This window comes from Marinobacterium iners (assembly GCF_017310015.1).
GTDB classification, from domain to species: domain Bacteria; phylum Pseudomonadota; class Gammaproteobacteria; order Pseudomonadales; family Balneatricaceae; genus Marinobacterium; species Marinobacterium iners.
The window spans coordinates 2,497,996-2,514,487 of the sequence record NZ_CP022297.1 but is presented as its reverse complement, the minus strand read 5'-3'; the positions used below and the strand labels follow the sequence as shown (position 1 = coordinate 2,514,487).

Annotated in this window: 16 protein-coding genes and 6 tRNA genes; 18 read left to right on the top strand and 4 right to left on the bottom strand. The window is 55.8% G+C overall.

What is annotated here, in order from left to right; translation table 11 throughout:
* Positions 1-106 precede the first annotated feature (106 nt).
* The 3 genes from pdxB to CFI10_RS12140 are packed head-to-tail and all read left to right on the top strand — an operon-like array spanning position 107 to position 3,116.
* Positions 107-1,285, top strand: a complete 1,179-nt coding sequence (pdxB, locus tag CFI10_RS12150; protein WP_206834726.1) for a 4-phosphoerythronate dehydrogenase PdxB — start codon at positions 107-109, stop codon at positions 1,283-1,285.
* Positions 1,282-1,998 carry a flagellar brake protein gene (locus tag CFI10_RS12145; protein WP_242529975.1) on the top strand — a complete coding sequence of 239 codons (717 nt, stop codon included), beginning with the start codon at positions 1,282-1,284 and terminating at the stop codon, positions 1,996-1,998. The genes pdxB and CFI10_RS12145 overlap by 4 nt, the downstream gene beginning before the upstream one ends.
* Positions 1,995-3,116: an ATP-NAD kinase family protein gene (locus CFI10_RS12140; protein ID WP_206834721.1), complete on the top strand. Its 1,122-nt coding sequence runs from the start codon at positions 1,995-1,997 to the stop codon at positions 3,114-3,116. Before CFI10_RS12145 ends, CFI10_RS12140 begins: the two co-directional genes overlap by 4 nt.
* Positions 3,117-3,180: 64 nt before the next feature.
* On the opposite strand, the gene htpX is transcribed toward CFI10_RS12140, so the two are convergent.
* The gene (gene htpX / locus CFI10_RS12135) at positions 3,181-4,071 is read right to left on the bottom strand and encodes a protease HtpX (RefSeq protein WP_206834720.1); all 891 of its coding nucleotides are present in this window, start codon (positions 4,069-4,071) and stop codon (positions 3,181-3,183) included.
* A 175-nt stretch (positions 4,072-4,246) separates the two neighbouring features.
* On the opposite strand from htpX, the gene CFI10_RS12130 reads away from it, so the two are divergent.
* On the top strand, positions 4,247-4,723 hold the full coding sequence (locus tag CFI10_RS12130) for a 3'-5' exonuclease family protein (RefSeq protein WP_206834719.1): 477 nt from the start codon (positions 4,247-4,249) through the stop codon (positions 4,721-4,723).
* A 3-nt stretch (positions 4,724-4,726) separates the two neighbouring features.
* On the opposite strand, the gene CFI10_RS12125 is transcribed toward CFI10_RS12130, so the two are convergent.
* A complete protein-coding gene (locus CFI10_RS12125; protein WP_091826540.1) occupies positions 4,727-5,095 on the bottom strand; it encodes a hypothetical protein in 369 nt (122 codons plus the stop codon).
* A gap of 93 nt (positions 5,096-5,188) precedes the next feature.
* The gene (locus CFI10_RS12120) at positions 5,189-6,403 is read right to left on the bottom strand and encodes a pyridoxal phosphate-dependent aminotransferase (protein WP_206834718.1); all 1,215 of its coding nucleotides are present in this window, start codon (positions 6,401-6,403) and stop codon (positions 5,189-5,191) included.
* A 190-nt stretch (positions 6,404-6,593) separates the two neighbouring features.
* Between CFI10_RS12120 and CFI10_RS12115 the strand changes: the two genes are divergently transcribed.
* The gene (locus tag CFI10_RS12115; protein WP_206834717.1) at positions 6,594-7,262 is read left to right on the top strand and encodes a DNA-3-methyladenine glycosylase I; all 669 of its coding nucleotides are present in this window, start codon (positions 6,594-6,596) and stop codon (positions 7,260-7,262) included.
* Here the strand turns inward: CFI10_RS12115 and syd are convergent, their stop codons facing one another.
* Positions 7,263-7,847 carry a SecY-interacting protein gene (gene syd, locus CFI10_RS12110; protein WP_206834716.1) on the bottom strand — a complete coding sequence of 195 codons (585 nt, stop codon included), beginning with the start codon at positions 7,845-7,847 and terminating at the stop codon, positions 7,263-7,265. It abuts the gene before it with no gap.
* 221 nt (positions 7,848-8,068) lie between these two features.
* Here syd and CFI10_RS12105 point away from each other — a divergent pair.
* The 13 genes from CFI10_RS12105 to pepN all read left to right on the top strand — a co-directional run bounded on the left by CFI10_RS12105 (position 8,069) and on the right by pepN (position 16,447).
* Positions 8,069-8,145: transfer RNA gene (locus CFI10_RS12105), tRNA-Asp, on the top strand.
* Between the two features lie 129 nt (positions 8,146-8,274).
* Positions 8,275-8,350 (top strand) — tRNA-Val (locus CFI10_RS12100).
* A 6-nt stretch (positions 8,351-8,356) separates the two neighbouring features.
* Positions 8,357-8,433: transfer RNA gene (locus CFI10_RS12095), tRNA-Asp, on the top strand.
* Positions 8,434-8,480: 47 nt separating this feature from the next.
* A tRNA-Val gene (locus tag CFI10_RS12090) sits at positions 8,481-8,556 on the top strand.
* 6 nt (positions 8,557-8,562) lie between these two features.
* A tRNA-Asp gene (locus tag CFI10_RS12085) sits at positions 8,563-8,639 on the top strand.
* A 100-nt stretch (positions 8,640-8,739) separates the two neighbouring features.
* Positions 8,740-8,815: transfer RNA gene (locus CFI10_RS12080), tRNA-Val, on the top strand.
* 177 nt (positions 8,816-8,992) lie between these two features.
* Complete coding sequence (locus tag CFI10_RS12075) at positions 8,993-9,913, top strand: 1-aminocyclopropane-1-carboxylate deaminase/D-cysteine desulfhydrase (RefSeq protein WP_206834715.1); 921 nt, start codon at positions 8,993-8,995, stop codon at positions 9,911-9,913.
* 46 nt (positions 9,914-9,959) lie between these two features.
* Positions 9,960-10,847 carry an NAD(+) kinase gene (locus tag CFI10_RS12070; RefSeq protein ID WP_091823787.1) on the top strand — a complete coding sequence of 296 codons (888 nt, stop codon included), beginning with the start codon at positions 9,960-9,962 and terminating at the stop codon, positions 10,845-10,847.
* 3 nt (positions 10,848-10,850) lie between these two features.
* Positions 10,851-11,834: a metallophosphoesterase gene (locus CFI10_RS12065; protein ID WP_206834713.1), complete on the top strand. Its 984-nt coding sequence runs from the start codon at positions 10,851-10,853 to the stop codon at positions 11,832-11,834.
* On the top strand, positions 11,831-12,679 hold the full coding sequence (locus tag CFI10_RS12060; RefSeq protein WP_206834711.1) for a rhomboid family intramembrane serine protease: 849 nt from the start codon (positions 11,831-11,833) through the stop codon (positions 12,677-12,679). The genes CFI10_RS12065 and CFI10_RS12060 overlap by 4 nt, the downstream gene beginning before the upstream one ends.
* 41 nt (positions 12,680-12,720) lie before the next feature.
* The gene (locus CFI10_RS12055) at positions 12,721-12,990 is read left to right on the top strand and encodes a YeaC family protein (protein ID WP_206834709.1); all 270 of its coding nucleotides are present in this window, start codon (positions 12,721-12,723) and stop codon (positions 12,988-12,990) included.
* Positions 12,983-13,819, top strand: coding sequence for a DUF2797 domain-containing protein (locus tag CFI10_RS12050; RefSeq protein WP_206834708.1), 837 nt, complete (start codon positions 12,983-12,985; stop codon positions 13,817-13,819). The genes CFI10_RS12055 and CFI10_RS12050 overlap by 8 nt, the downstream gene beginning before the upstream one ends.
* A gap of 12 nt (positions 13,820-13,831) precedes the next feature.
* The gene (pepN, locus tag CFI10_RS12045) at positions 13,832-16,447 is read left to right on the top strand and encodes an aminopeptidase N (protein WP_206834707.1); all 2,616 of its coding nucleotides are present in this window, start codon (positions 13,832-13,834) and stop codon (positions 16,445-16,447) included.
* The last annotated feature ends 45 nt before the right edge of the window (positions 16,448-16,492 follow it).

Genomic DNA, 16,492 nt, shown 5'->3' with positions numbered 1-16,492 from the left:
CGTTACCGTTCAATGACCCGAAGGGGGGATAGTCTTATAATGGGGCGCGTGATTGAGCCTGATTCACCGGCATTTGTAAAGCCCCCGGCCTGATAAGGATAGGAACTTGAAGACAGCTGAACTGACAATTGTGGCCGATGAGAACATGCCTGCGCTCGATTCCCTGTTTGGCGGCCTGGGCCGTCTTGTACGCCGCCCCGGCCGGGAGCTGTGTCGTGATGACCTGGTGGCTGCGGATATACTGTTGGTGCGTTCGGTGACGCAGGTGAATGAGGCGCTCCTCGCCGATACGCCAGTGCGCTTTGTGGGCACGGCCACCATCGGCACGGATCATGTTGATCTGCCCTGGCTTGAGCGGCAGGGTATTGGCTTCAGCAGTGCGCCGGGCTCCAACGCCGACTCGGTGGTGGAATATGTGCTCAGCAGTCTGTTGCATCTGGCCGGTGAGCGGGGATTCGATCTGTTTGACAAGGTGGTCGGCATTGTAGGGGTCGGTAATGTGGGTGGCCGGCTGCAGCAGCGGCTACAAACCATGGGTATCGAAGTGCTGTTGTGTGACCCGCCGAGGGTTGGTCAGGAAGGGGAAGCGGGGTTTGTTGATCTTGCCACGTTGTTGCAACAGGCTGATATCGTCTCTCTGCATACACCACTGGTCAGGTCAGGGCCCTGGCCAAGCTGGCATCTGTTTAACGCTGAAACACTGGCGTTGCTGAAACCGGATGCGATTCTGCTCAATACCGGCCGTGGGTCGGTGATCGATAACCGAGCGTTGCTGGCGTTCAAGCGGCAGCGTCCTGACGTGACGCTTGTATTGGATGTGTGGGAACATGAACCTGAAGTTGATCCGCAGCTGGCGGCACTATGTGCCGTAGCGACGCCGCATATTGCCGGCTATGCGCTGGATGGAAAGATACGGGGCAGCTGGATGCTCTATCGTGCGCTGTGTGAGTATCTTGGTCGGCCTGCGACTATTAAGCTGGAGAAGATATTGCCCGCCGCCGAGGTGGAATCCCTGGCGCTGTCACTGGATGCCGACCTGCTGACACCGGTGCGGCTGGTGTATGATCCCTTCCGGGATGATCGAGCCCTGCGCGCTACGTTGTCCCTGTCACCTGAACAGCAAGGGAAAGCATTCGATCAGCTGCGGCGCATGTATCCCGAACGCAGAGAATTCGCTACCCTGCGCGTTTCTGCCAGTGGGGTGCTTGAGCGTCAGCTGGACGCATTGGGTTTCACCATCGATAACCGCTTGGGACAACTGCAACAGACGACAGGTAACGCATGACCGATATGTCCGCCTTCTTGCCAGGCAAAACACTGAAAACGCTGGCTGAACTGAATCCGGTGATCGGTGAAAAGGTACGCTTGGAAGTGCGCTCACCGCGTCAGCGTTTTACGGTTCAGCTGATTGGCCTGAAGGAAAATCAAAGCCTGTTGGTGACGGGTCCGAAGCCGTCCGGCTCGGGGCTGGTACATGCAGGAACCCGTTTTACCGCTCGGCTGATGAGTGGCAATTATCTGTGTACCTTCGAAACCCGCCTGTTGCATATCCAGTCGCAACCGTTTCACTACTGGCATCTGGCCTACCCGCAGCAGGTCGAATTGAAAAAGGTGCGCCAGCACACCCGTGTAGCAATGAATCTGACTGTCAGGATTGAAGCGGATGAGTTTGCGCTGCCCGGCTCAAGCCCGGCCATTACGGCCTACTGCCGTGACCTAAGTCTGTCAGGTGCACGTATTGATGCTGCCCGTATTCTCGGTCAGCCCGGTGACTCGCTCTATGTTACCGCACGAGTCAGTGTGGCCGGTATGGATCATATGCTGTTACTGCCGGCGCGTATCTGCAACCAGTATCAGTCTGCCGCTGGACTGCTCAATGCCTTCAGTCATGGTATTGAGTTCATCGACCTTGAGGAGGAGACACGTCTGATTCTGGCGGGCTTTATTTACCAGCAGCAGTTACTGGATACCGGCTACCTGGAGGAGATGGAAAGATGAGCTTCAGGCTGGGATTGATCATTAACCCGCTGGCCGGTTTGGGTGGCAGTGTGGCGCTCAAGGGGAGTGATGATGTTGCTGCACGTGCGCTTGAGCTGGGAGCGGTCCCGCGTGCCATTGAGCGTACGCGTGTCGCGCTGATGGCTGTCCAGGGCATGGAGATTGAAATACTGACCTGGGACGGTGATATGGGGGCTGATCTTGCGCGTGAGCTGGGCTTTGTCACCCGGGTTATCGGTAAGCCACAGACCGATCCCAGCACCGCTGATGATACCTTGGCTGCGGCGCGAGCCCTGAAAGGGTCAGGTGCTGATCTTATCCTGTTTGCAGGAGGTGATGGGACTGCGCGTAATGTCTGCGAAGCGGTGGACGATACGATTCCGGTACTGGGTGTTCCGGCGGGAGTCAAGATTCACTCCGGTGTCTACGCGATTACACCTGCCGCCGCAGGTGAGTTGCTGGCCATGCTGGTGCGTGGTGAGCTAGTCAGCCTGGGTGGGCAGGAGGTGCGTGATCTTGATGAAGATGCCTTTCGTGCCGGGCGAGTGCAGGCTCGCTTTTTTGGCGAAATGAACGTTCCGGTCGAGCATCGCTATCTGCAGCATGTTAAAAACGGCGGTGGTCAGGAAGATGAGCAGCTGGTGCTTGATGATATTGCCGCCGGCTTTATCGAGCAGATGGAGGCGGACGTGAACTATCTGATCGGTTCCGGTACCACTGTGGCGGCCATCATGGATGCGCTGGGGATTGAGAATACCCTGCTGGGTGTCGACCTTGTGCGCAACGGCGAATTGATTGCGTCTGACTGTACTGCCCACGAGCTGGAGCGCTTAACGGCAGATCAACCAGTGCAGATCGTCATCACTCTGATAGGAGGGCAGGGGCACATCATCGGCCGTGGCAATCAGCAACTTAGCCCTGAATTGCTCAGGCGTGTTGGTCGAGGCGGTCTCTATGTGGTGGCGACCAAAACCAAGCTGAATGCACTTGATGGGCGGCCGCTGATCGTTGACAGTGGTGATCCTGAGTTGGATGCCTCGCTGGCAGGGCTGATTCAGGTGCATACAGGCTATCGCGATGCTGTACTTTACCCTGTTGCGAAACCGGTAAATCAGTAGTTATACGAACAACCTTCCCTGAAGCTGAAAAGGCGCCTGTCGAGGCGCCTTTTCGGTTATGTGTCTAGCGGCCGATCTGCTTCAGGTGAGCAATACGATCATCCAGCGGCGGGTGGCTGGCGAACAGGGCCATGAATCCCTGCTTCATGTGGCTGCTGATGCCAAAGGCGGTCAGCTGACCCTCCAGCTGATCAGGCATGCCGTACTCGGCCTTCAGACGCTGCAGTGCACCGATCATGGCATGGGGGCTGGCCAGCTGTGCGCCGGCTTCATCGGCACGGTATTCGCGGCGGCGAGAGAACCAGGCCACGATGGTGGAAGCAATAATGCCGAATATGATTTCGAACACGAATGTGGTGATGTAGAAGCCGATTCCAACTCCGCCACTCTGCTCGCCGCGGCGCAGGAAAGAGTCCACTGCATAACCGGCAATACGAGCAAAAAACATGACGAAGGTATTCACGACGCCTTGAATCAGAGCCAGTGTCACCATGTCACCATTCGCAACATGACCGATTTCGTGAGCCAGCACGGCGCGGATCTCTTCCGGGCGAAAGCGCTGCATCAGACCTGCACTCACCGCAACCAGTGCATCATTTTTGTTCCAGCCGGTCGCAAAGGCGTTGGCCTGCTGTGCCGGGAAGATACCGACATCCGGCATTTTGATGCCCGCTTTCTGTGACAGCTCTGCAACGGTATCCAGCAGCCAGCGTTCCTGTTCGGTGCGGGGTTGCTCGATCAGCTGGGTGCGGGTGGACATCTTGGCCATCATTTTTGACAGCAGCAGTGAGATGATGGAGCCGGCAAAGCCGAACACGGCACAAAAGATCAGCAGTGAAGTCAGGTTAAGGCCTGTTCCACTGAGGTAGTGTTCAACCCCGAGCAGGTTCAGCGTGACGCTGGCAACCAGAATGACAGCCAGGTTTGTGGCCAGAAAGAGTGCAATTCTCATCATGGTGGTTAAATGTTCCTGAAGTTGGGTTAGCCCATTAGATGGGGGTGTTGTGCGTTAGTTTCAATCAGTGTGCTGAGCTGGACAAGAAAATTTTGCTTCCGCTTTGTCCCCCGAATCGCCACATAAATTGGTATCATGAGCTCCCGTTTGGAAGTTAAGCAGTTGGGAGCAGTGCGTGATCTGTATCGACCTTGAAGCCAGTGGTCTTGCCTCGGACTCCTATCCGATCGAGATTGCATGGGCCTGTGCCGAAACAGGTCGCAATGACAGCTTTCTGATTAACCCGGAATCTGTACCCGGCTGGATCTATTGGGATGAGTTTGCCGAAGAGCTGCATGGAATTGAGCCTGAGTTGCTTCAGCAGGACGGCATCGATGCGGACGAAGCCTGTCGGCGCCTGAATAAGGCACTTAAGGGTGAGGAAGTGATCAGTGATGCGTTTGATTATGATGGTTTCTGGTTACGTCGGTTATATCAAGCCGTTGGCATGCAGCCTTCGTTTCGGCTGGTAGGGCTTGATGCCGTGCTCAGTGGCGAGCAGCGCATCCAGTATCAGTTCATCGCCCGTACCCAGTTTCGCAGGCATCGGGCGATGCGTGATGTGGAGGATCTGATCAGCGCCATTCGCACGGTGCTGTATGAGTCCCCCTAGCGCTCAGGGGTTGGCGACCTGCTGGTCGATCACGCCGCGAAGCTCTTCATAGGTATCCACGTTCTCGGGCGAGAAGTAAAGCTTGTAGTACTGTCGCTCCACCAGGCGGCCCTTGTTGCCGTTGATGGTTTCCTTGTAGGTCGCGTATAGATAGGTCATTTGCAGATGGATGACCCGTGTCTGCAATGGCAGCTCAATGTCGTGGCCTTCCAGATCCTGACGTACCTTGCGATCCTTGATGGTGTAGAAGGATGCTTCCGCAACCTGACTCAGGTTGAGCAGAAAGTTTGAGGTAACCGGAACCAGACGGCCTTTCTCAAGACCGTTGTGTTCCATCTGAATACCGCAGTTTTTCTTGATCTTGATAAACATGATGACTCTCTGTCATGGGTGGGTCTGTCTTGAGTATATGTCATTCAGGTGACATTTTGCTGACAACCCGAGCGGGTTGTCAGCGGAGGTGCATCACTGCTCGTAGGTACGCAGGAAGCTGCCGATGCGTTCGATGGCGTCGGTGAGCAGGTCCTTGGAGGGCAGGAATACAAGCCTGAAGTGTTGAGTGTCAGGGTAATTAAAGCCGCTGCCCTGTACGATCAGCACCTTCTGCTGCTGCAGCAAATCAAGCGCAAACTTCTCGTCGTTGCGAATCGGGTAGCGTGCAGGGTCCAGTTTCGGGAACAGGTACATGGCGCCTTTCGGTTTGACACAGGATACGCCGGGTATGTCGTTCAGCATCTCCCAGGCCAGGGTGCGTTGCTCGTAGAGGCGCCCGCCAGGCACGATCAGTTCATTGATGCTTTGATAACCGCCCAGTGCCGTCTGGATGGCATGCTGCGAAGGCACGTTTGCACACAGGCGCATGTTGGACAGCATCTCAAAGCCTTCGATCAGATCGCGGGCGCGGTGTTTCGGGCCGCTGATGATCATCCAGCCGGACCGGAAGCCGGCCGCACGATAGGTTTTGGAGAGGCCGTTGAAGGTGATGCACAGCACGTCATCAGCCAGTGAAGCCAGTGAGGTGTGTTGCTCGCCATCGTAGAGGATCTTGTCGTAGATCTCGTCGGCAAACACAATCAGCTTGTGTTCGCGGGCCAGCTCCAGAATCTCCAGTAGCAGCGATTCCGGGTAGAGTGCTCCGGTGGGATTGTTCGGGTTGATGACGACAATGCCACGGGTGTTGGGGGTGATCTTGCTGCGAATGTCGTCGATGTCCGGGTACCAGTCCTGCTGCTCGTCACAGATGTAATGTACCGGGTTGCCACCGGCCAGGCTCACCGCCGCTGTCCAGAGCGGGTAGTCCGGAGCCGGAATCAGCATCTCGTCGTTATCGTTCAACAGTCCCTGCATCGACATGACGATCAGCTCGGATACGCCATTGCCGATGTAGATGTCATCAATGCCCACATTGCGGATATTTTTGCGCTGACACTCCTGCATCACCGCCTTGCGCGCTGAAAACAGGCCCTTGGAGTCGCAATAGCCCTGCGAGGCGGGCAGGTTGAGGATTACATCCTGCACGATCTCTTCCGGTGCTTCGAACCCCCAGGGGGCCGGGTTGCCGATATTAAGCTTGAGGATGCGGTGACCTTCCTCTTCGAGGCGCTTGGCCTCCTGCAGGACGGGGCCGCGAATATCGTAGCAGACGTTGATCAGCTTATTCGATTTGCGAATGACGGACATCTTCTCGTTCCTGAGCTCCAGGCGCGACGGGCGGGCGTATGCATCTGGCCGAGCGTGGCACTGACTGGACAGCAAATTTAAAGTGACCAATCATACGCGCTCGGTACTGGTCGTGACAATGGCGCCCTGGTCCCGCTTGAGCAACAAACTGATCTGTTTTCAGACCTGATTTGAACAGGAGATGGTGTCCATGAAGAACTGGTCGGAACTGTGTGAGCAGGCACTTAATTTACATCCGGAACGAAGACTTGATGAAATACTTGGACCGTTGCCTTTGGACTCAATGACTCTGGCTGCGCTGAATGATGATAGGGTGTTTTCCGTAATGACCCGGCGCATCTTTCGCGCCGGCCTGAAGCACTCGCTGGTTGATGCCAAATGGCCGGCATTCGAGCAGGCCTTTTTCGGCTTTAACCCGGAAGCGGTAGAGGAAATGAGTGACGAGGCGCTGGAGCAGTTGATGCACAACCCTCAGCTGATTCGTCATTTTGGCAAGATCAAGGCGACCCGCGCCAATGCAGTGCTGATCACCGACCTGGCGCGTGAGTATGGCAGTGTCGCTGGGATGATCGCTCAGTGGCCGGAAGACAACATCATTGGCCTGTGGCAACTGTTCAAAAAGCGCGGCAAACAGCTGGGCGGCAATTCAGGCGCTTACTTTCTGCGCATGCTGGGCAAGGATACGTTCATTTTAACCGATGATGTAATCGTGGCGTTGAAGGCGCAGGGCGTGGTGGACAAAAAGCCTACCGCTCAACGTGACTTGGAACATGTGCAGGAGGCTTTCAATCAGTTGCGAGAGCAGTCAGGTCGTCCTCTGTGCCAGATTAGTCGCTTGCTGGCACACAGCATAGGCTGATCAGCTCTCCACGTCGGGCAGTTTCAAAGGCGTCAGCTGATCGAGGAAGTCGGCCAGACGGTCGGAGATTCGCTCCAGCGGTGCCTTGCCGGCTCGTTCCAGCCAGATGCTGCCATCCGTGTTGTCGACGCTGAAAAAACGATCGGTGTCCGGCTCCAGTGTGGCAAAAAACAGGGTGAGAGGGCGCTTCTGCTTCTGTTTGCTCAGGGCATGGCCGATCAGGTTGCCGCGCAGCCGCTCGAAATCCTCCCGGTTCCAGATCTGGAGCAGGCTGACTTCTCGTCCGTCGGGCAGCTGGGTCGGAATATGATCTGACCAGTAGCGGCTGTAGAAAGTGATAACGGAGGGGTGTATCGGTTGTTCAAGCGCGTTGCTCAGTCCCTCAAACAGGTCTGTTCCGTCAGTATTGAGCACAGGGCGCCATAGTACCCGTACGCCAGTGGCGGCTTCCTGCTGGTAACAGGGGCTGGGCCAGTCGGGGTCGTATGGAGTGAGTGGCCAGCTATCGGGCTGGTGCAGATCAGTCAGGCGCTGCATGAATGCGTCCAACGCCCTTGCGGTATGATTATCGGCAACTGAAGTCATGGCTGTGTTTTCGATTGGTTTCTGATTTGGTCACACTCTGTCTTATGCCCGTCAGCGCTGCAAGCCGTCTGATCGCCTCGTTGAAACTCTATGCAGGTGGGTGGGCGGAAAATAAAAAAATCTCTGATAAACGATTGACAACGCAGGCGAACTCCTTAAAATGCGCACCTCATTCACGGGGTGAGTTTAAACGCACCGGTTTGTGAATGAATGAAGTAAGTGGAGCGGTAGTTCAGTTGGTTAGAATACCTGCCTGTCACGCAGGGGGTCGCGGGTTCGAGTCCCGTCCGTTCCGCCAACTCCGAGAGAAGAAAGGTTAGAATACCTGCCTGTCAGCTCTCAAGGGATGTTATGGGTCGCAAGCCCCGTCCGTTCCGCCAACCTCTTCATCGAAGTGCTGGTGAAGTTGTATCAAGCCAAGTGTTTTGGGCGAATAGCTCAGTTGGGAGAGCATCTGCCTTACAAGCAGAGGGTCGGGGGTTCGAACCCCTCTTCGCCCACCAAAGCACGGAGCGGTAGTTCAGTTGGTTAGAATACCTGCCTGTCACGCAGGGGGTCGCGGGTTCGAGTCCCGTCCGTTCCGCCAACCTCTTCATCGAAGTGCTGATGAAGTTGTATCAAGCCAAGTGTTTTGGGCGAATAGCTCAGTTGGGAGAGCATCTGCCTTACAAGCAGAGGGTCGGGGGTTCGAACCCCTCTTCGCCCACCAAAACGCGGAGCGGTAGTTCAGTTGGTTAGAATACCTGCCTGTCACGCAGGGGGTCGCGGGTTCGAGTCCCGTCCGTTCCGCCAACACTGAGAAAAGATAGCTTAGAATATCCGTCTGTCAGCTCTCAAGGATGTTACGGGTCACTGGCCCTGCGCGTCTACACGTTACACCCATGTCTGTTCTGGGCGAATAGCTCAGTTGGGAGAGCATCTGCCTTACAAGCAGAGGGTCGGGGGTTCGAACCCCTCTTCGCCCACCAGAACATCCTTCCTGTTTTAGATCTCTTTTATCTCTTTGTAACAAGTAGTTGCGCTTGGTTGCTGTCTTCCGACGAAAGCTGAATAGTTCAGGCTTGGACTGAACTGATAGTCTGTTGTCCAAAATCTGTTTGATGTGATTCTGGAATCTGTCCTTGTTTGAGCCTGCCAAAATAGTGATGCAACCGCTGTGCTCCCGTTTATATGACCGGTTCGGGGTTGATGTGTCAGTGTTGCGCCTTGATGGAATCCATCCCCTGGTGAGCGGTAACAAGTGGTTCAAGCTCAGGCCTGCGCTTGAACAGGCACGAAAACTGAGATGCCCCATCCTCAGCTTCGGTGGTGCCTGGTCCAACCATATCCACGCACTGGCTTATGCGGGTTTTCAATCAGGTGTTGAAACCGTTGGTATCATTCGTGGTGAGCCTGAATATGCAGCCAATGCCATGTTGAGTGATGCGCGGCGGTGGGGTATGCGGCTGCAGTTTGTGGACCGAAAAACCTACCGTTTTCGTGATTGTGCGCACTATCAGCATCAACTGTCGCTGGAGCATGGTGATGCCTTGGTTGTCCCTGAGGGTGGAACTACGCCTTCGGCCGTTCATTCCGTAAGCGAGATATGGCAGTTGCCGGTTATGCGTGTGCAGGATGCCGACCTGCTGCTGACGGCTGTTGGCAGTGGCGGTACCCTTGCAGGGCTGGTGGCCGCAAAGCCTGAAGGTATCCGTGTGCTGGGTGTGCCGGTACTCAAGTGTGGGCCTGAAATGGTCTCAAGGATCAATGCGTTGCTCCTCAGGGCCGGCTATGCTGACAGCAGTGGCTGGGAACTGCTGGAAGATGCCCATCGTGGGGGCTATGCGCGGCTGGATGCCGAGCTTGCAGCCATGATCAAGCATGTTGATGAGGTATACCGGTTGCCACTTGATCCGGTCTATACCGCAAAGCTGTTGATGGCATTCAATCGATTACTGTTCGAAGGGCGGGTCGTCGCAGGCAGCAAGGTGGTGCTGGTACACACTGGCGGGTTGCAGGGCGTTCGCGGCCATCAAGCCAGGCTTTCAATGCTGGCGTCTGCCTTTAGCGGGCCTCTGGTCGTATAATGCGTTCACATACACCTAAAGATCCTATCGGGAGAGCAGGGCTGGCATGGATAACTTTCGCAACATCGGCTTGATTGGGCGCCTCGGCAGCAAGTCCGTCATTGATACCCTGAAACAGCTGATTCGCTTTCTGGACGATCGAGGGTTGAACGTCATACTGGACCAGTCCATCGCCGAGGTGATGCCGGGTCATGGCCAGCAGGTGTGTAAACAGAAGATGATGGGAGAGATCTGTGATCTTGCCATTGTCGTAGGTGGTGATGGGAGTCTGTTGGGTGCCGCCCGCTCGCTCGCACAAAGCAAGATTCCGGTGCTGGGGATCAACCGTGGCAATCTGGGTTTTTTGACCGATATCTCCCCACAGGATTTTGAAGACAAGTTAATACAGGTGTTGTCCGGGCGTTACACGGTTGATTCACGCTTTCTGCTGGATGTGGAGATCAAGCGTAACGGCGAGCCGATTGCCGAGATGACCGCCTTGAATGACTGCGTGATTCACCCGGGCAAGGCCACCCGAATGATTCAGTTTGAGCTGTATATCGAAGGGCAGTTTGTCTATACCCAGCGTTCGGACGGACTGATTGTATCCACGCCGACCGGCTCAACAGCCTACGCTCTGTCAGCGGGCGGTCCCATCATGCATCCCAAAATTGATGCGCTGGTGCTGGTGCCGATGTTTCCGCATACTCTGTCCAGCCGCCCGATCGTGGTTGACGGAAACAGCGAGTTGAAAATGGTGATCAGTGAGGATAACAAAACCTATCCCGCGATCTCCTGTGATGGTCAGTTGAACCTGAGCCTGGCGCCGGGAGACAGTATTACGATCCGCAAGAAATCGCAGAAACTGAAACTGTTGCACCCGCAGGATTACGATTTCTATCGCACCTGCCGTGAAAAACTGGGATGGAGTTCCAAGCCCGGTCAACAGGAGTGAAATGTGAAAAGCCAGGGTTATGATCTGATCGGTGATGTGCATGGCTGTGCGCTCAGTCTGCGCATGTTGCTGGCCCGCATGGGGTATCGGCAGATCAATGGCGTCTATCGCCATGCTGATCGTAAGGTCATTTTTATTGGCGATATCATTGATCGCGGGCCGCATATACGTGAAGCGTTGCATATTGTCAGGGATATGGTTGATGCCGGCCAGGCCGAAATCGTGATGGGCAACCACGAGTACAACTATCTCTGTTACATGACACCACATCCGGACCGGCCCGGTGAATTTCTGCGTGAGCATACCCCGCGTCACCAACGTATTCTGCAGCAGACACTGGAGCAGCTTTCACCCTGGCCAGATGAACAGCGGGAGTACATGGATTGGTTCCTGCAGCTGCCATTGTTTCTCGAATTTGATCACTTTCGGGTGGTGCATGCCTGCTGGCATCAGGGCTTGATTGATCGTTTCCGACAGCAGTACGGCGGCAATCAAATCACGCACGACTTTTTGTGTCGTTCGGCGATCGAAGACAGCTTTGAATGGGAAATAATGGATCGTCTTCTGCGTGGTACTCATTTGCGCTTGCCCAATAATGAAGTGATGGTAAGCAAGGATGGTTTTCGACGTCGCTTTTTCCGCACCAAATTCTGGACGCCGGATCCACAATACCTCGTCGATGTGGTATTTCAGCCAGACCCGCTGCCGCCTCACCTGGCACGCCTGCCCATTACCGAGAGGCAGCGGAAAGACCTGATCTACTATGGCCCGCAGGAAAAGCCGTTGTTCATAGGTCACTACTGGCGGGAGGGGGTGCCGCGGCCTGTCACGGACAATATTGCCTGCATTGATTTCAGTGCGGTCAAGTACGGCAAATTGGTAGCCTACCGACTGGATGATGAAACCCGCATAGATCCTGACAAGTTTGTTTGGGTCGATGTGGCGCGAGAGGTTCATCTGCCTCAGTCGGAGATCGGTGCCTCATGATACCGGCCGTCGAATCGCCTCTGAGCGAGGATCTGACCGAATTTACCGCGTTCCTGTGGCAGCATGGGGTGTCCCATCGTGTGGTCGAGGAAGGTGAGTGGCAGCGGCTTTATGTCAGTCCCGAATTCAACCCGGCTCAGGTGCATGAGTTGTACGAATACTGGCATGGCGGCGGCAAGCTGGATCAGGTCGAAATTCGCTCCCGAAAACGGGCGATAAGGTCTGTCAGCTGGCGTAGCATTCCGATTACCTTGTCACTGATAGTGTTAAGCGCGCTGTTCAGTCTGCTGATTGGCTTCGGTTCGGATCTGCAGCAGATGGCGCTGTTCAGTTTTACCTCCTTTGAGGTGTTCGGCCAGCAGGCGCGTTGGCATACGCTGGCGGCCATGCTGGCAACCGGTGAGCTGTGGCGACTGATTACGCCGGTTTTCATGCATTTCAGCCTGCTGCATATCATGTTTAACCTGCTCTGGGTTTGGGTTGTCGGCGTAAGAGTGGAGCCGGAGCAGGGCAGCCTGCCTTTCCTTGGCCTGGTACTGTTCAGTGGCGTATTGTCCAACCTTGCGCAGTTTGTTGTCAGCGGCCCCATGTTTGGCGGCATGTCGGGTGTGGTGTTTGCCTTGCTGAGCTATGCCTGGTTGTGGGACCGGTCTGGTATGCAGCCTCGTATCGGTCTGCCGCCCGCATTGATGGGCTTTATGCTGCTGTGGCTGGTATTGGGGTTCACCGGTGTGTTGCAGGGAGTCGGCCTTGGCGCAATAGCCAATACCGCCCACCTTGCCGGGCTGCTGGCCGGGCTGCTCTGGCTGTTGCTGGTACGGTTTCTGGGCAGGCGTTTCAGCTGAGCACTGTGCTAAAATCGGAACATCCAACTCAGGAGATGCTAATGACTCTGGACAAGATGATTGAGGCGATGACGCCGGATATCTACCAGTCACTGCGCCGCGCAGTGGAGCTGGGCAAGTGGCCCAATGGCGAGCGTTTGACGCAGGAGCAGCGCGAGACCAGTCTGCGTGCCGTCATCGCCTATGAGCACAAGCGCAATATGCCCGAAGATCAACGTGTCGGTTTCATCGACCGCACCCGCCCCGATGGCAAGCAGCATGGCAGTGATCCGCTGCAGCCGCAGGTTCTGAAGATTCTGGCTGATGGTTGATACTGTAGATACCCCTGCTGTTGGTGGCTTGCGCAAGATGTATACCCGGCTGGAGCAGCCCGTTCACTATCAGCTGCCGATCGGTGATGAGCAGGTTGATCTTAATACACTGATCGGAAAACCGATTCGACTGGTGTACCAGCAAGAAATCAACTGTCTTCACTGTGGTCGCAAAACGAAAAAAAGCTTCAGTCAGGGCTATTGCTACCCCTGCTTTACCAAGCTTCCCCAGTGTGACAGCTGTATCGTCAAGCCGGAAAAATGTCATTATCACGAAGGTACCTGTCGTGATCCGGCCTGGGGCGAACGTCACTGTTTTCAGCCCCACGTGGTCTATCTGGCCAACTCATCCGGCCTCAAGGTAGGCATTACCCGGGGTGAGCAGATACCCACCCGCTGGATGGATCAGGGCGCCATTCAGGCGTTGCCGATCCTTGAGGTGGACAACCGCCTGCATTCGGGTCTGATTGAACAGATCATTGCGGCCCACGTCAGTGACAAGACCAATTGGCGGACCATGCTCAAGGGGGGAAATCCGGGTATCGACCTCAAAGCGGAACGTGACCGTTTGCTTGGGCTCTGCTCTGATGAGCTCAATAAGCTGCGTGAGCGTTTCGGTGAGGCGGCAATCCGCCAGCTGGAGGCCGATGTGGTCGAGATCGAGTATCCGGTAGACCAGTACCCGAGCAAAATCAGCACTCATAATTTTGATAAGGAACCGGAGGTATCCGGTGTGCTCCTGGGTATCAAGGGGCAGTATCTGATTCTGGATACCGGTGTCATCAATATACGTAAATTTTCCGCTTACAAGGTACAGCTAAGCGTTTAGGCAGGAGTCGCAATGTCAGCTCAACAGCCCCATGCAATCTATCTGGAAGACTATCAGCCCCCCGCCTGGCGAGTGGAGCGTACAGCGCTGCGCTTTGAGCTGGAAGAAGAACAGGCACTGGTGCGAGCGCAGCTGAGCATCAGCATCAATCCGGAAGCGGGCAGTCGCCAAGCGCTTGAACTGTTGGGTGATGACGAGATTGAGCTGCAGCGGCTGAGCATTGACGGCGAGGTGCTGTGTGCATCCGACTATGCCCGCGCCGATGGCCGATTGGTCATCCCAAACGTGCCTGACAGCTTTACGCTGGAATGCGTCACCCGGCTGCTGCCACAGCAAAATACTGCACTGGAAGGCCTGTACAAGTCCGATGGCATGTTTTGTACCCAGTGTGAGGCCGAGGGTTTCCGGCGCATCACCTTTTTTCCCGATCGTCCGGATGTCATGTCGGTATTTACCACTACGCTGGTAGCCGACAAGACGCGTTATCCTGTACTGCTGTCAAACGGTAACCCGGTTGCCTCAGGCGATTCCGATGGCGGCCGTCATTGGGTGACGTGGGAAGATCCCTGGCCCAAGCCCAGCTACCTGTTTGCGCTGGTCGCAGGTGATCTCGCGTTGGTTGAGGATCACTACACCACCGCTTCGGGCCGTGAAGTGGCACTGCGTATTTATGCCGAACGCAAGGATCTGGACAAACTGGACCATGCGATGGTCTCGCTCAAGAATGCCATGCGCTGGGACGAGGAGGTGTATGGCCGTGAGTACGACCTCGACATCTACATGATCGTGGCGGTGGATTTCTTCAACATGGGTGCGATGGAGAACAAGGGGCTTAACATCTTCAATACCTCCTGTGTGCTTGCTCACCCGCAAACCACTACCGATGCTGCATTTCAGCGCGTGGAAGCAGTGGTGGCACACGAGTATTTCCATAACTGGTCGGGTAACCGTGTCACCTGCCGTGATTGGTTCCAGCTCAGTCTGAAGGAGGGTTTTACCGTCTTCCGGGATGCCGAATTCTCGGCTGATATGAACTCCCGTACCGTGAAGCGTATTGAGGATGTGACGCTGTTGCGCACGGCCCAGTTCGCCGAAGATGCCGGCCCCATGGCGCATCCGGTACGGCCGGAGTCCTACATCGAAATTTCCAACTTCTATACCCTGACAGTGTACGAGAAGGGGGCAGAGGTGGTGAGGATGCTGCACACCCTGCTTGGGCCGGAGCTGTTCCGAAAAGGCAGTGATCTCTATTTTGAACGGCATGATGGCCAAGCCGTTACCACAGACGATTTCGTACGAGCTATGGAAGATGTCTCAGGTCGCGACCTGAGCCAGTTCCGCCGCTGGTACTCTCAAGCCGGTACGCCCAGGCTCAATGTTTCCGATCAGTACGATGCCGAAACCGGTTGCTACGAGCTTCAAGTCAGTCAGAGCTGTCCACCGAGTCCAGGCCAGGAGCACAAGCTGCCCTACCACTTGCCGCTGGCCATGGGGCTGCTGGCTGATGATGGTACCGAACTGTGCAGCCGGGTGCTGGAGTTGACCGAAGAGGAACAGGTGTTCCGCTTCGAAGGTATTTCGAGCCGCCCGGTGCCCTCACTGCTGCGTGGTTTCTCGGCCCCGGTTAAACTGGACTATGCCTATACGGATCAGCAACTGTTGATGCTGCTGCGTCATGATACTGATGGCTTCAATCGCTGGGATGCCGGCCAGCGATTGAGCGTGCGTTTGCTGCAGCAGCAGACAGAAGCCTGGTGCCGGGGCGAGCCGATGCAGTGTGAACAGGCGCTTGCCGATGCCTGGCGTGGCCTGCTGCGTGATGAGAACCTTGATCCCGCGATGGTGGCTCAACTGTTGCGTTTGCCATCCGAGGCACAATTGAGTGAACTGGCCGATGAAATTGATGTCATTGCCATTCATGAAGCGCGTGAATTCATGCGCACAGCACTGGCGCGAGCGCTTGAGTCGGAGTGGCTGGCAGTCTACCAGCGCTGTGATGCTGCATCCGGTACCTACTCGCCGGATTCAGCATCGATCGGATTGCGCAGCCTGAAGAATCTGGCCCTGGAGTATCTGATCGCCACAGGACGTGAGCCTTGGCTGGAGCTTGCACGCCAGCAGTTCGAGCAGAGTGATAATATGACTGATCAGCAGGCGGCGCTCTCGCTGGTTGTGCATTCGGGCTTTCGTGAAGTGGGCGCCGAGTTGCTGGAAGCGTTTTACCTGCAGTGGCAGCATGAGTCGCTGGTGATGAATCAGTGGCTGGCAATTCAAGCATCCGACTCGGCTCCCGGTGCGCTGGAGCGCGTGGTTTCGCTGAGCCGGCATCCCATGTTTGATATGCGCAACCCGAACAAGCTGCGTGCATTGATCGGTGGGTTCTGTGGTCAGAACCTGGTGCAGTTTCATGCCGAGGATGGCAGCGGCTATGCCTGGCTGGCAGACTGGATTCTGAAGCTGGACCGTCAAAATCCTCAGGTGGCAGCAAGGCTGCTGACACCGCTGACTCGCTGGAAGCGTTATGAACCGGTGCGTCGAGCGCTGATGCGTGATCAGCTACAACGAATGATGGATACCGCCGAGCTGTCGGCTGATGTATATGAAGTGGTAAGCAAGAGCCTTGTCTGAACAGGGCATTACAGCGCGCCCGTTTGGTGGTGCACACAACCGGAA